The sequence below is a fragment of the Mesorhizobium sp. genome, assembly GCF_024509055.1.
Lineage (GTDB): Bacteria > Pseudomonadota > Alphaproteobacteria > Rhizobiales > Rhizobiaceae > Mesorhizobium.
In genome coordinates this window covers 32,279-46,658 of record NZ_JANINM010000178.1, presented here as the reverse complement: position 1 = coordinate 46,658, position 14,380 = coordinate 32,279, and the positions used below count along the sequence as shown (strand labels likewise).

Sequence of the window (14,380 nt, the reverse complement as noted above, 5' to 3'; positions counted from 1 at the left end):
CGCTGTTCCGCTACCAGGGCATCGGCTCGCTGATCTTCACCGCCGCGCGCGGCAAAGACTTTCCGATGCTGGAGGCCGGCATCCTGACAATCGGCATCGTCTATGCGGTGGCGACGCTTGTCGCCGACTTCCTCTATTCGGTGCTCAATCCACGGATCCGGCTGGGGGGAGAACAATGAGCGCGACCGACACGCCCGCCAACCTGCCGGCGCCGGCAGCGCCCGACACCAAACGGCGCGGCCCCTGGGGCGAGGTTCTGCATTCACTGCTCAGGTCCGGCACATTCCTGACCGGGCTTTTCATCGTTGTGTTCTGGGTCGTGTGCGCGCTGTTCGGCCAGTATTTTGTTCCCTACGATCCGCTGGCAAGCGACATCATCAATGCGCTCACGCCGCCGGCGGCCGATCACTGGTTCGGCACCGACCAGCTCGGTCGCGACGTGTTCTCGCGCGTCATCGTCGGCTCGCGCGACATCCTTACGGTGGCGCCGCTGGCCACGATCCTGGCGACCGTCGCCGGCACCGCGCTCGGCCTGCTGATCGGTTATTTCCGAGGCATTGTCGACGACATCGTCAGCCGCGTGCTGGAAGCTTTCATGGCGATCCCTGTGGTGATCATCGCGCTGCTGGCCATCGTCGCGCTCGGCACCTCGAAGATAACCGTCATCGTCGTCATCGGCCTCTCCTTCGCGCCGATCATTGCCCGCACGGTGCGCTCGGCCGTGCTTGCCGAACGCGAGCTCGATTATGTCGCGGCGGCGAAGCTGCGCCACGAGGGCGCGCTGCACACGATGTTCGTAGAGATCCTGCCCAACGTCATCCCGCCGATCCTCGTCGAGACGACGGTGCGGCTTGGCTACGCCATCTTCGCGGTCGCCACGCTCTCCTTCATGGGCTTCGGTATCCAGCCGCCCTCGCCCGACTGGGGCCTCTCGATCTCCTCGAACTACGGCATGATCGGCGGCGGCTTCTGGTGGACGGTGCTGTTCGATGCCCTGGCCATCGCCTCGCTGGTGATCGGCGTCAACCTGGTGGCCGACGGTGTGCATGGAGCGTTCAATGACTGACAAGAACGCGCTCGAACTCAAGGACCTGTCGGTCGCCTACCGCGTCGGCCGCCAAAACCGCGCGGTGCTGCGCAACGTCAACCTGACCATCAAGGCCGGCGAGGCCTACGGCCTGGTCGGCGAATCCGGCTGCGGCAAATCCACCGTGGCGCTGTCGGTGGTGCGCTATCTGCCGCGCAACGGCTCGATCACCGGCGGCTCGATCGCCCTCGACGGGCAGGACGTGATGAAGCTGGACGCCGAGGCGCTCAGGCGGGCCCGCGCGGACAGCGTGTCGATGGTCTACCAGGATCCCGGCAAGGCGCTGAACCCGTCGATCCGCATCGGCCGCCAGCTGACCGAAATCTTCGAGCTTGCGGGCATCACCGGACAGGCGGCCGAGGACAAGGCGATCGCCATGCTGAACCGCGTGCGCATCTCCGATCCCGCAAGCGTCATGCAGCGCTACCCGCACCAGCTTTCGGGCGGCATGCAGCAGCGCGTGGCGATCGCCATGGCGCTGGCCAACGATCCCTCGATGCTGATCCTCGACGAGCCGACGACCGGCCTCGACGCCACCGTCGAAGCGGAAGTGCTCGACCTGATCGCGCAGCTCAGGCGCGAGCTCTCGGCCTCGATCCTGTTCATCAGCCACAACCTCGCCGTCGTCTCCCATATGTGCGACCGGGTCGGCGTGCTCTATGCCGGCATGCTGGTCGAGGAAGGTTCGACCAAGGACGTCTTCAACGATCCGCGCCATCCCTACACGGTGGCGCTGCTGCGCTGCCTGCCGCGCGGCGGCCAGCGCAAGGACCAGGGCCGCCTCGACACCATCCCCGGCTTCCTGCCCGGCATCGGCGCCAACATCGTTGGCTGCGCCTTCGCCGACCGCTGCGCTTTGGCCACCGAGCGCTGCCGCGCGGAGCCGCCGCCGCTCTATCAGCTCGAGGACGGCCGCCTGTCACGCTGCCACTACCACGACAAGGCGCAGTCGCTGCCGCGCGCGACGCCCTCCGAGGTCGCAGCGGTAGCGCCCAAGCAGGCGCCGCCGGTGCTGCGGGTCGAGGGGCTGAACAAGACCTATGCCAGCCATGGCCACCCGCTACGGGCCGTCAAGGACGTTTCCGTCAGCCTGCGGCCCGGCGAGACGCTGGGGCTGGTCGGCGAATCCGGCAGCGGCAAGACGACCTTTGCCAGACTGCTGCTCGGCCTGGTCTCGCCGGATGAGGGCGGCTCGATCGAGCTCGAAGGCAAGCAGCTGGCGCCACGACTCGCCAACCGAGCGGAAGACCAGGTCAAGGCCGTGCAAATCGTCTTCCAGAACCCGGACTCCGCGCTCAACCGCTCGCATTCCATCCGCCATATCCTCAGCCGCGCCCTGAAGCGGCTCGGCGGGCTCTCCGGCAAGGCGCTCGACACGCGACTGGAAGAGCTCGTGCGCTCCGTGCGGCTCACCGATCGGCATCTGGCGGTCAAGCCAAGGCAGCTGTCGGGCGGCTTGAAGCAGCGCGTGGCGATCGCGCGCGCTTTTGCCGGCGATCCGCGCATCGTGGTCTGCGACGAGCCGACCTCGGCGCTCGACGTCTCCGTGCAGGCAGCGATCCTCAATCTCCTGGCCGACCTGCAGTCCAAGCAGGACGTCTCCTACATCTTCATCTCGCACGACCTCGGCGTGGTGCGCTATCTCTCCGACAAGATCGCGGTGCTCTATCTCGGCCGCATCATGGAGTTCGGGCCTTCGGAGGCGGTGTTCTCCGGTCCGCACCACCCCTACACCGAAGCGCTCTTGTCGGCCGTGCCGAAGCTCGACCGAGCGGAAGCCTCGCGCATCCGCCTCGACGGTGAAATCCCCAGCGCCGCCAATCCGCCCTCCGGCTGCGTCTTCCACACACGCTGTCCGCGCAAGATCGGCGCCATCTGCGAGACAAAGGAACCGGAACTGATCGAGGCCGAGCCCGGACACACAATCCGATGCCATATCCCCTATGACGAACTGGCACGGCTGCAGAAACCAAAGACCGTAGAGCCGGCGTGATCGAAGTTAGAACGCGACCGCGCCTGCCATGCTGAGGGCGCGGTCGCCCTCGGCGAACCCTTCGGCGCCGGACAGGTCCCGGGCGAGCGTGCGTAGGCCGGTCAGGGCGACGGCGAGCGCATCCGACGAGGCCTGGTTCGCGGGATAGGCAAGATAGATCGGCCGCTGGAAAACGGGCGTGTCCTCGACACGCCTCAGCTCGCCACGCTCGATATACGCGCTTACCGCGCTCAGCGGCAGGTAGGCAGCCGCCTTCTGCGACAGCACGTGCTGCAGGCCGATGAACACCAGGCCAGCCGAGATCGCCGGCTTCACCATACCGGCAAAGGCGCGGTCATGCTCGATGCGGAACTCCAGCCCCCAATCCATCAGGATGTAGTTGCCAGTCCAAGGACCGACCTGCGCGGTGTGCTGGACAAGGACCACCTGGTCGACGGCGAGCGTCTCATAGACGATGCCTGGATGCGGCCTCGGCAGATAGAGGATGCAAATGTCCAGCAGTCCTTCGGCCAGCTGGTCGACGGCCAGGTCGGGAAAACTGCCCTCCAGCCTCAGCGCCACATTGGGCCGCCTCTCGCGCATCCAGGATATCCACGGAGAGGTGATGCGGTCCCAAAGGTAAGCGGGGGCGGTCAGCCTCAGCAGGGCGTCGTAGCCGTCAGGAACGGCGATGTCCTGGCGCGATTGCTCCCAGGTGCGGGTGATCGTGGAAGCGTGCGGCAGGAATTGCCGCCCCGCGGGCGTTAGCGTCACGCCATCGCTGTCGCGCAGGAAGAGCTTGCGGCCCAGTTGCTCCTCGAGGCCGCGAATGCGCGCGCTGACGGTCGACTGGGCAAGGTTCAACCGGCTTGCCGCGACCGTGAAGCTGCCATGCTCGGCCACCTCCAGGAAACTGCGCAGGTTCTCGGTGTCCATGCCTTCAGTCCCCAAGTAAATCGCCATCGGAAATTTCGATGGCCCTCATCAAAAAATATCGCTTTTCGGCGGTCGTCAACGATGAACTAGATGGCGGAGCCCAACGAGAAGCGAGGAATGCAGCCATGCCGAAGCATTTCAGGACGATCGACGCCGCTCGCAAGACACTCAGCGCAATCGAAAATTCCGCTATCGACGAATTGCTGGCCGGCAAGATCGACAGGCGCGAATTCCTGCGCCACGGCAGCGTGCTCGGCATGTCGCTGCCCTTCCTCGGCGGCATCGCTTCAGCGGTCGGTCTCGGCGGACCGCAGGCACGGGCCGAGGGCAAAGCCGGCGGCACCGTTCGCGCCGGCGTCGCCACGCCGGGCGGCGCCATCGATCCGGTGACCTTCTATGACAGCGGCAGCTACCAGCTCGTCTTCCAGACCGCCGAGTTCCTGTGCGTGACGCAGCCGGACCTGACGCTGAAGCCGGTGCTGGCGGAGAGCTGGTCGCCGAACGCCGATGGGAGCGTCTGGACTTTCAAGCTGCGCAAGGGCGTGAAGTTCCACAATGGCGAGGACTTCAAGGCCGACGACGTGGTGGCCACCTTCGACCGGCTCGCCGATCCCACCGGCACATCCAACGCGCTTTCGGTATTCAAGGGCCTACTGTCGAAGGGTGGTACGCGCAAGGTCGACGACCACACCGTCGAGTTCCACCTCGACGCGCCGAATGGCAGCTTCCCCTACTCTGTGTCGATCGACAATTACAACGCCGTCATCCTGCCGGCGAGCTACAAGGGCGACTACGAGAAGACCTTCGAGGGCACCGGCCCATTTCGGCTCGAAAGCTACACGCCCAAGGTCGGCGCAACTTTTGTGCGCAATCCCGACTACTGGGGTGAGAAGGCCCTGCCCGACCGGCTCGAATTCAAGTTCTACGCCGACGTGCAGCCGCGCATCCTGGCGCTGCAGGCAGGCGAAGTCGACGTTCTTGACGCGATCCCGCTTGATGTCAGCCAGGTGGTGCTCGGCAATCCCGACATCACCGTGCTGCGCGTCGCCTCGACCGCGCATCGCCAGCTCCACATGCGCTGCGACATGGCTCCCTTCACCGACAAGCGCGTTCGCCAGGCGCTGGCGCTGTGCATCGACCGCTCGAAGCTGGTCGACGGCCTCTGCCGGGGCATGGCGGCAACCGGCAACGACAGCCCCTTCGCGCCGGCCTTCCCAGTGACCGACAAATCGGTGCCGCAGCGCACGCAGGACATCGCCAAGGCCAGGCAGCTGATGGAGGCGGCCGGGCTGGCGGGCGGCTTCGACATCACGCTGACGACGCTTCGCTATTCCGACATTCCAGGCTATGCGCAGCTCTTCCAGAACTTCGCCAAGGAAATCGGCGCGCGCATCTCGCTCAACATCGAGGACCAGGACAAATATTACGGCAAGGCGGTGTTCGGCCAGTCCGACTGGCTGGACAGTCCGCTCGGCATCACCGACTACGCGCATCGCAGCGTGCCGAACGTGTTCCTGAAAAGTCCGCTGGTCAGCGACGGCCCGTGGAACGCGGCGCATTTCAAGAACCCCACCTATGACGGGCTGATCACCAGCTACCTCAAGGCGCTCGACTTCGACGCCCAGCGCAAGGCGGCTTCCGACATCCAGAAGCTGCTGCTCGACGAGACGCCGGTTATCTTCAGCTATTTCCCGGACCTTTTGGTGCCGGTGCGCAAGAATGTCAGCGGCCTGCCGCCAATCGCCGCCGGACTGCTGCTCGATCGTGTATCGGTGGCGTCTTGACAATGGTTGCGCGAAAGAACCCAGCCGCAGACGACCAGAAAAGGACGACGACTATTCGCAAGCCCCACCTGCGCGGCCGCGGGCCGCATTTCCCGCTGCTCGACAACATCGTCCAGTACGAGTTCGAGCCGGGCTACATCGCCTTCACCATGCCCTCGCCGAAGCGGATCAGGGTGCAGGTCGGCCCGATGATTGTGGCCGACACGACCCGGGCGCTGGTCTTCTACGAGAGCGACCACCTGCCGGTCTATTACTTCCCGATGAGCGACGTGCGCGAGGAATTCCTGCTACCGAGCAGGACGACCACGGAGGATCCGTTCAAGGGCGTCGCGACACATTACTCGCTGAACACCGGCATAACGCTGGTCGAGGATGGCGCCTGGCGCTATCTCGACCCGGTCAAAGGCTGCCCGCCGATCCAGGACTACATTTCCTTCTACTGGCCGAAGATGACGCATTGGTATGAGGAGGACGAAGAGATCTTCGTCCATGCCCGCGATCCGTTCCGGCGCGTCGACTGCCTGCCCTCGTCACGGCGCGTGCAGGTGATCCTCGACGGCGAGCAGGTGGCCGATTCCCGGCGCGGCGTGTTCCTGTTCGAGACCGGCCACCCCGTGCGGCACTACCTGCCGATCTCGGACACGCGGCTCGATATGTTTTCGCCCAGCCGCTACATCTCGCGCTGCCCCTACAAGGGCATCTCCAACTACTACCATGTGACGACGCCGAAGAAGCGGCACGAGAACCTTGTCTGGTACTACCCCGAGCCGGTGCACGAGGCCGAGCGCATCAAGGGGCTGGTGTGCTTCCACCATGAGCTGGTCGACAAGATCCTGGTCGACGGCGTCGATATCCCGAAAGAGGCGACCGCGGCCTCGGACGGCTATTTCTGAGCTTGCCACTTGACCTGCGGCGACAAGGCATCGCGCCGATCGCTCCATGGCCATCGCGCATTTGGAAAACCTTGGCCGACGAGCCCGCGCACCTAAATCTTTGTTTCTACGCAATTCCGGACGGAAAACCGTTACACACTTTTCCTGGAATTGCTCTAACAATACAGATCACCCGCCACCGACTTGCGTCGATAGCGGGCGATCCAAGGTTGCCACCTTACTCGGCGGCCAGCGCCAGCTGCGGCCGCTCGATGCCTTCGATCGTCTCCGGCTCCACTGCCTGCTCGTCGGTCTTTGCCTTCTTGGGCTCTCGGCCGAAGAACAGGGCGTAGCCAGCCGGCAGCACCAGGATGGTAAGCACGGTGGCGACGAGGATGCCGCCCATCATGGCGTAGGCCAGCGGCCCCCAGAAGACGGCGCGCGAGATCGGGATCAGCGCCAGCACGGCTGTCAGCGCCGTCAGCATGATCGGTCGGAAGCGTCGCACGGCAGCGCCCACGATTGCCTCCGATCGCTCCATGCCCGCCGCGATATCCTGGTCTATCTGGTCGACCAGGATGATCGAGTTGCGCATGATGATGCCGAGCAGAGCGATGACGCCCAGGATGGCGACGAAGCCGAATGGCGCGCCGCTGACCAGCAGTGCCGCGGCGGCGCCGATGATGCCCAGCGGACCGGTGGCCAGCACCAGCATCGATTTGCCGAAATGCTGCAACTGGACCATCAGGAGCACCACGATGATCGCCAGCATGATCGGCGCCTTGGCCGCGATCGAGGCCTGGCTTTCGGCCGAGTCCTCCGCGCCGCCCTGGATCTGGATCTGGTAGCCCGGCGCCAGGCCGGCCCGCAGATCCTTCATGTCGTTATACATCTTGGTGACGACGTCGTTCGACTGCACGCCGTCCGGCAAGGTCGCGCGCACGCTGATGGTCGGCAGGCGGTTGCGCCGCCATTCGATGCCCTGCTCCATCACCGGCACGACCTTGGCGACCTGCGACAGCGGCACCGAGCCGCCGAAGTCGGTCGGGATGTAGACGGAGTCCACCGAGGACAACAGGTGACGCGTCGCTTCCGGCTCGCGGGCGACGATGGAGACCGTCTCCTCGCCGTCGCGGAAATTGTCGAGCGGCGCGCCAGACATCGTCGCCTGCAGCATCTGGCGGATGCGCTGCGAGGTGACGCCGAGCGCGCGGGCGCGATCCTGGTCGATCACCAGCTTCATTGCCGGCACCGGCTCCAGCCAGTCGTCATGCACCGCGCCAAGCAGCGGATTCGCCTGGAACCTCGCCTTCACCTCGTCGGCGATACGGCGCACCTCCTTGCGGTCCGGCCCCATGACGCGCATCTGCACCGGCCAGCCGGTGGGCGGACCGAGGAACAGGCGGTCGACCTTGCCGCGGATCGAGGGGAAATCCTCGGCCAGGATCTTGCGCAGCTTGACGATCAGCCGCTCGCGCGCCGGTTCGTCCTTGGCCATCACCAGAAGCTGGGCGAAGTTCGGGTTCCTGAGCTGCTGGTCGAGCGGCAGGAAGAAGCGCGGCGCGCCTTCGCCGATGTAGGTGGCGATGAAGCGCTTGTCCTGATCGTCCGCCATCCTGGCTTCGAGCGCCTGGGCCTGCTTCTCGACCTCCTTGATCGAGGTGCCTTCCGGCAGCCAGAGATCGACCAGGATTTCAGGGCGCGAGGACTGCGGGAAGAAGTTCTGCGGGATGAACTGGAAGGCCCACAGGCTGGTGCCGAAGGTGACCAGCGTCATCACCAGCACGATGATGCGATGACGCACGGCCCAGGTCACGGTCGCCCGCAGGCGGCGGTAGAAGCCGGTGTCGAAGACATCGTGGTGGGTGCCGGCGTGCTTGCGCTGCTTCAGGATCATGTAGCCCAGCCACGGCGTGAAATAGACCGCGACGAACCACGATACGACCAGCGCGATGCCGACGACGTAGAACAGCGTGCGCACATATTCGCCCGCCGTGGAGGCGGCGAAGCCGACCGGAATGAACCCGGCCGTGGTGATCAGGGTGCCGGTCAGCATCGGGAAGGCGGTCGAGGTATAGGCGAAGCTTGCCGCCTCGATCTTGACCAGCCCCTCCTCGAGCTTCCGCTCCATCATCTCGACGACGATCATGGCGTCGTCGACGAGCAGGCCGAGTGCGATGATCAACGCGCCGAGCGAGATGCGCTGCAGGTCGATGCCGATCTCGTACATGATGGCGAAGGTGGCGGCGAGCACGAGCGGAATGGCGATGGCGATCACCAGGCCCGAGCGCCAGCCGATCGACAGGAAGGAGACGATGAGCACGATGAGCAGCGCTTCGCCGAGCGCGTGCATGAACTCGCTGACGGCGTCGCGCACCACTTCCGGCTGGTCGGAGATCTGGTCGACCGAAACGCCGTAGGGCAACCCTGCCTCGAAGCGCTTGTAGGTCTCCTCGACACCCTTGCCGACATCGGTGACGTTGAAGCCCTTGGCCATGACGACGCCGAGCTGGACGCTCTTATGGCCGTTGAAAAGGTATTTGTTGTCGTAGGGGTCCTGGAGACCGGAAGTGACCGTGGCGATGTCGCCGAGGCGCGTCACCTGACTGCCCGAGCGCAGGCGCAGTTCGCGGATATCGGCGGCCCTGGTGACGTCGCCCTCGACCGAGATGCGGACCGAACGGAGGCCGGTATCGACCGAGCCCGCCGGATCGACCGCGTTCTGGCCCTTGATGGCGTTCTGCAGGTCGAGGATGGTCAGGCCACGCTCGGCAAGCGCCTTGGACGACACGTCGATGTAGATTGTCTCAGGCTGGTCGCCGATGATGACCGCCTTCTCGACGCCGGGCGTGGTCAAAAGCATATCGCGCGCCTGGATGGCGAACTTCTTCAGCTCCGGATAGGTGAAGCCGTCGCCGCTGATCGAATGCAGCGTGATGAAGGTGTCGCCGAACTCGTCGTTGAAATAGGGACCGAGCAGGCCCTGTGGCAGGTCGCTGGCTATGTCGCCGACCTTCTTGCGGACCTGGTAGAAGGCGTCCGCGACCTCAGCCGCATTGGTGTCGCCCTTGACCTGCAAAGTGATGATGGCGCTGCCCGCGCGGGTATAGGAGCGCACGAAATCGAGATGCGGCGTTTCCTGCAGCTTGCGCTCGATCTTGTTGACGACCTGGTCTTCCATGTCCTTGAGCGAGGCGCCCGGCCAGATCGCCTGAACGACCATGACGCGGAAGGTGAAGTCAGGATCTTCCTTCTGGCCCATGCGCATCAGCCCGAGCGCGCCGGCCACGATGATCAGGCCGAACAGGAAGCGCGCGATGCTCGGGTGCCCGATCGCCCAGCGCGAGAGGTTGAAGGGACGCTTTTCGGTGCTGCTGTCGGTGGTCATGGCGCAAGTCCAGTCCAATTGGCCGGCAAGCCACGCTTGCCATGCTGCTCATGAATTTCTCGGTTGGGCTTCCGGGCGGCGAGGCCCCCTCAAGCGGGAGAGACTCGCAATCACGGGGGACGCGGCACTGCTGCGGGGGAGCCAACATGCCGGCATCTCACGATCGGGCGGCTGCCGCCCGGAACCCATGCCCTCCCCGGCTCGCGGCGCACGCAGCGAGAGCGGGAAAGGCGTTCTTTCGCCTGGCTTAAGTCTCAGTTCGACGCATGTCGTTCACCCAAAACCGCTTCGCGCCTTTGGGCGGCATGCATCAGCGCAGGCTGCTGGTGGTGGCGACGTCGTCATCCGCCGAGGCGGATTGCTGGGCGTCGCCGGAAAGCTTGACCTTGAGGTTCTCGGTCATGAACTGCGTGCCGGCGGCGACCACGACGTCACCCTGTTTCAGGCCATCGGCGACGGCGACACCGTCGGCGGTGAAATTGGCAACCTTGATCGGGCGCGGATGGACGGTGTCGGAGGCGCGGTCGACCGTCCAGACGATTTGCTTACCATCCTTCTCGGCCATCGCAGTCAGCGGGATCGACACCATCTGCGCCTTGCTGCCGACAGTCGCCTGGACATTGGCGGTCATGCCGAGCAGCACGCGCGGGTCGTTGGGCAGCGACACCCGGACCGCAAAGGTGCGTGACTGCGCGTCCGCGCTGCCGGCAACCTCGCGGACCTTGCCATCGAGGGTCAGCCCCTCATCCGACCAGAAACTCGCCTTCACTTCCTTGCCCGGGCGAAAGCCGGCGATGTCCATTTCGGGCACCGCGATCAGCACTTCCTTCTCGCCATCGACGGCAACCGTCATCACCGGCGTGCCGGCGGCAACCACCTGGCCGACATCGGCGGAGATTGCGGTGACGATGCCATCCTTGCTGGCCTTGAGATCGGCATACTGAACCTGGTTCTGCGCCTGTGCCAGCGTCGAGCGAGCGGCATCGCGAGTGGCGATCGCCTGATCGTAGGTCAGCACGGCCTGATCGAGTTGCGACTTCGGCGCGAAGTTCTTGGCGTAGAGCTGCTCGGCGCGCTTCTTGGCGAGGTCGACCGTCTCGACCTGCCGCTCGGCTGCGTCGAGACTTGCCTGGGCGCTCTTCACCGACAATTCGTAGTCGGACGGGTCGACGCGGGCGAGCACGTCGCCGGTGTTCACATGCTGGCCGATGTCGACCAGACGCTCGGTGACCTTGCCGGCTATGCGGAAGCCGAGATTCATGTCGGTGCGGGCACGCACCGAACCGGAATAGTCGAGCTGGCGCGTGGTCTGGGCCTCGCCGATCTCGACGACCTTCACGGGCCGGATCACTTCCGCGACGGGTGCTGCTTTCTCCTGGCTGCAACCGGCAAGTCCTAGCGCCGCGACGATGAGACCGGCAACTGGGAGGCCGGCGACTGGCAGCCTGCGAATGATGGAACTGGACAAAGACACCTTAGCACTCCCGAACTGGAGATGAATTGTCGAACACCGGCACCCGGCGGGCAGCGGTTACTTTAAGGCTCTGATCGCGTAGTCGATGAGGTCGTCGGGCATCGCCCGGTTGGTCTTGGCAAGGCATTGCGCCACCATCTGCGGGTGGCAAAGGATGACCGTGGCGGCGCCGAAGCAGCGCGACGCGACGATCGGATCCTGCTTCCTGAACTCTCCGGCTTCGATGCCCTCGCGGATCACCTCGGCCATCAGATCGTGCATGCGGTCGATATGCTTGTCGATGACGCCCCAGTCGCGCTCGAGCGCCACGATGACCATCTCATGCACCTTCTGGTCATCGAGCAGGACTTCCAGCGTCATCTTGTACTGGGCATGCACATAGCGACGCAGCCGCTCCTCGGCGCTGATCGGCAGCCGCGAGATCTCGTAGGCCTGCGCATAACTTGCGCCGAGCATGCGGCCGCAGACGGCCTGGTGGATTTCAACCTTGGATGCGAAGAAACGGTAGATGTTGGCCGGCGACATGCCGAGCTCGCGGGCAATGTCGGCAACGTTGGTCTTGCCGTAGCCGTAGTGCCGGAACAGCCGCTCCGCGCAATCGAGAATGCGCGTCACATTCTCCTGCCTGGCGGGGTCTGCCACGATGTTGGCGGCTTCTGACATGGCGCTTTCTTTTGACAAGTGACGAATTTCAATTTTCGTCACTCGTAAATCGAAAGGCGCGGGGAGTCAATGCGAAATCGACGTACACGTATAATTGGTGACAGATGGTGACAGTGAGTGGACGCCATGAACGACGTCAGCAAAGTTGGCTGATGGCGCCCGTATCGTCGTCATCCTAGGGCGAAGCAAGGAGCGAAGCGACGCGCGCAGACCCTAGGATCCATGCCGTGATGTCGACCGAAGAGCGAGGCAGATCAATAAGTTACGCCGACAGATGCCAGCCGTCCAAGGAAAGAATTCTCGACCGTGGGAGCGCGGCAGCAAGGTCACGGCATGGATCCCAGGGTTTCCGCGACGTCGCTTCGCGACTGCTCCACCCTAGGATGACGACGTCGCGGATACTGGCGCAAACTGTAGACGTCACGGGCTTCTTGGAGCGAGCGAACTACGCCCCCTTCGCCATCTCCCGGAGCCGGAACTTCTGGATCTTGCCGGTCGAGGTCTTCGGGATTTCGGCGAACACCACCGCCTTCGGCACCTTGAAGCGCGCGAGCAGGCCTCTGCAATGCTCGATGATCTCAGCCTCGGTCGCCGTCTTGCCAGGCTTCAGCTCGACATAGGCGACCGGCACCTCGCCCCATTTCTCGTCGGCGCGGGCGACTACCCCGCAAGAGGCCACGGCCGGGTGCTTGTAGAGCGCGTCCTCGACCTCGATTGAGGAGATGTTCTCGCCGCCCGAGATGATGATGTCCTTGGAGCGGTCCTTGAGCTGGATGTAGCCGTCGCGATGCATGACGCCGAGGTCGCCGGAATGGAACCAGCCACCCGCAAAGGCTTCGTCGGTTGCCTTGCGGTTCTTCAGATACCCTTTCATGACGATGTTGCCGCGGAACATGACCTCGCCGATGGTCTCGCCGTCGGCCGGCGTTTCCGCCATCGTCTCCGGGTTCATGACCGTCAGCCCTTCGAGCGCGGCGTAGCGCACGCCCTGGCGGGCTTTCTTCGCCGTCCTTGGCCCCTTCTCCAAATCGTCCCACTCATTGTGCCATTCATTGACGACCGCCGGCCCGTAGGTCTCGGTCAGGCCGTAGAGATGGGTGACGGCAAAGCCGGCATCTGCCATGCCGGAAAGCACGGCCTCGGGCGGCGGCGCGGCGGCGGTGTTGAAGGTGACGGTCTGCGGAAACTGGCGCTTGTCCTCGTCCTTGGCATTGATCAGCACAGACATGACGATCGGCGCGCCACAGAGATGGGTGACGCCGTGGTCGGCGATCGCGTCATACATCGGCTTTGGCCGCACCCAGCGCAGGCAGACATGCGTGCCTGCCTGCACGGCTAAAGTCCAAGGGAAGCACCATCCGTTGCAATGGAACATCGGCAGCGTCCAGAGATAGACCGCGTGCTTGCCCATGCCGGCGTGGATGGTGTTGGTGTAGGCCATCAGCGCGGCGCCGCGATGGTGGTAGACGACGCCCTTCGGATTGCCCGTCGTGCCGGACGTGTAGTTGAGCGAGATGGCGTCCCATTCGTCGTCGGGCATCGACCAGGCGAAAGCTTCGTCGCCGCCGGCGACGAAATCCTCATAGTCGAGCGTGCCGATCCGCTCGCCCTTGGGATAGGGAGCGTCCGCCGCATAATCGGGATCGTCATAGTCGATGACCAATGGCCTGGCCTTCGCCAATGCAAGCGCTTCCTTGACCACGCCCGAGAATTCGCGGTCGACTATCAGCACCTTCGTTTCGGCATGGTCGAGCTGGAAAGCGATGACGGCGGCGTCGAGGCGTGTGTTCAGCGAATGCAGCACTGCCCTGGTCATCGGCACGCCGAAATGGGCCTCCAGCATCGGCGGGGTGTTCGACAGCATTACCGTCACCGTATCGCCCTTGCCTATGCCACGCTTCGACAACGCCGATGCGAGCTTCAGCGAGCGGCGCCAGAAATCGCGATAGGTGACACGCTGGCTGCCATGGATGATGGCGACGTGATCGGGATAGGTCATTGCCGCGCGCTGCAGGTAGGTCAGCGGCGTCAGCGGCTGGTGGTTGGCGGCGTTCCTGTCGAGATCCTGTTCGTAGGGATTGGCCATCCCGTTCCTCCCAATGGTCTTTTTGAGCTTTCTAGCTGCACGCCTGCGTTCATGCCATCCCCCCGAACGACCGAGAAATGCTATGATATGCGGACCTGTTGAAATGACCGTCTCAACC

10 protein-coding genes are annotated in these 14,380 nt (G+C 64.4%); 5 read left to right on the top strand and 5 right to left on the bottom strand.

Features of this window, described 5'->3' with window-relative positions:
- From Q0L57_RS08540 to Q0L57_RS08530, 3 genes are all read left to right on the top strand, one after another.
- Positions 1–179 (top strand): ABC transporter permease subunit (locus Q0L57_RS08540; protein WP_296741119.1); only part of this gene is annotated, 179 nt, incomplete at its 5' end.
- Positions 176–1,066 carry an ABC transporter permease gene (locus Q0L57_RS08535; protein WP_296741110.1) on the top strand — a complete coding sequence of 297 codons (891 nt, stop codon included), beginning with the start codon at positions 176–178 and terminating at the stop codon, positions 1,064–1,066. The genes Q0L57_RS08540 and Q0L57_RS08535, both read left to right, overlap by 4 nt.
- Positions 1,059–3,080 carry an ABC transporter ATP-binding protein gene (locus Q0L57_RS08530; RefSeq protein WP_296741108.1) on the top strand — a complete coding sequence of 674 codons (2,022 nt, stop codon included), beginning with the start codon at positions 1,059–1,061 and terminating at the stop codon, positions 3,078–3,080. Before Q0L57_RS08535 ends, Q0L57_RS08530 begins: the two co-directional genes overlap by 8 nt.
- 6 nt (positions 3,081–3,086) lie before the next feature.
- Here Q0L57_RS08530 and Q0L57_RS08525 read toward each other — a convergent pair whose 3' ends face one another.
- Positions 3,087–3,995: a LysR family transcriptional regulator gene (locus Q0L57_RS08525; protein ID WP_296741116.1), complete on the bottom strand. Its 909-nt coding sequence runs from the start codon at positions 3,993–3,995 to the stop codon at positions 3,087–3,089.
- Positions 3,996–4,120: 125 nt separating this feature from the next.
- Here Q0L57_RS08525 and Q0L57_RS08520 point away from each other — a divergent pair, with 125 nt between their 5' ends.
- Positions 4,121–5,779 carry an ABC transporter substrate-binding protein gene (locus Q0L57_RS08520; protein ID WP_296741105.1) on the top strand — a complete coding sequence of 553 codons (1,659 nt, stop codon included), beginning with the start codon at positions 4,121–4,123 and terminating at the stop codon, positions 5,777–5,779.
- 2 nt (positions 5,780–5,781) lie between these two features.
- On the top strand, positions 5,782–6,672 hold the full coding sequence (locus tag Q0L57_RS08515; protein WP_296741103.1) for a DUF427 domain-containing protein: 891 nt from the start codon (positions 5,782–5,784) through the stop codon (positions 6,670–6,672).
- Positions 6,673–6,889: 217 nt separating this feature from the next.
- Here Q0L57_RS08515 and Q0L57_RS08510 read toward each other — a convergent pair whose 3' ends face one another.
- The 4 genes from Q0L57_RS08510 to Q0L57_RS08495 form a co-directional block, all read right to left on the bottom strand.
- Positions 6,890–10,039: an efflux RND transporter permease subunit gene (locus tag Q0L57_RS08510; RefSeq protein ID WP_296741100.1), complete on the bottom strand. Its 3,150-nt coding sequence runs from the start codon at positions 10,037–10,039 to the stop codon at positions 6,890–6,892.
- Between the two features lie 310 nt (positions 10,040–10,349).
- Positions 10,350–11,495 carry an efflux RND transporter periplasmic adaptor subunit gene (locus Q0L57_RS08505; protein WP_296741115.1) on the bottom strand — a complete coding sequence of 382 codons (1,146 nt, stop codon included), beginning with the start codon at positions 11,493–11,495 and terminating at the stop codon, positions 10,350–10,352.
- 75 nt (positions 11,496–11,570) lie between these two features.
- The gene (locus Q0L57_RS08500; RefSeq protein WP_296741098.1) at positions 11,571–12,176 is read right to left on the bottom strand and encodes a TetR family transcriptional regulator; all 606 of its coding nucleotides are present in this window, start codon (positions 12,174–12,176) and stop codon (positions 11,571–11,573) included.
- A 445-nt stretch (positions 12,177–12,621) separates the two neighbouring features.
- On the bottom strand, positions 12,622–14,262 hold the full coding sequence (locus tag Q0L57_RS08495; RefSeq protein ID WP_296741095.1) for an acyl-CoA synthetase: 1,641 nt from the start codon (positions 14,260–14,262) through the stop codon (positions 12,622–12,624).
- Positions 14,263–14,380 lie beyond the last annotated feature (118 nt).

What these genes read in the sequence shown, in the direction of transcription:
- Q0L57_RS08535 (WP_296741110.1), top strand. Translation starts at nt 176, where the DNA reads ATGAGCGCGACCGACACGCCCGCCAACCTGCCGGCGCCGGCAGCGCCC.
- Q0L57_RS08530 (WP_296741108.1), top strand. Translation starts at nt 1,059, where the DNA reads ATGACTGACAAGAACGCGCTCGAACTCAAGGACCTGTCGGTCGCCTAC.
- Q0L57_RS08525 (WP_296741116.1), bottom strand. Translation starts at nt 3,995, where the DNA reads ATGGACACCGAGAACCTGCGCAGTTTCCTGGAGGTGGCCGAGCATGGC.
- Q0L57_RS08520 (WP_296741105.1), top strand. Translation starts at nt 4,121, where the DNA reads ATGCCGAAGCATTTCAGGACGATCGACGCCGCTCGCAAGACACTCAGC.
- Q0L57_RS08515 (WP_296741103.1), top strand. Translation starts at nt 5,782, where the DNA reads ATGGTTGCGCGAAAGAACCCAGCCGCAGACGACCAGAAAAGGACGACG.
- Q0L57_RS08510 (WP_296741100.1), bottom strand. Translation starts at nt 10,039, where the DNA reads ATGACCACCGACAGCAGCACCGAAAAGCGTCCCTTCAACCTCTCGCGC.
- Q0L57_RS08500 (WP_296741098.1), bottom strand. Translation starts at nt 12,176, where the DNA reads ATGTCAGAAGCCGCCAACATCGTGGCAGACCCCGCCAGGCAGGAGAAT.
- Q0L57_RS08495 (WP_296741095.1), bottom strand. Translation starts at nt 14,262, where the DNA reads ATGGCCAATCCCTACGAACAGGATCTCGACAGGAACGCCGCCAACCAC.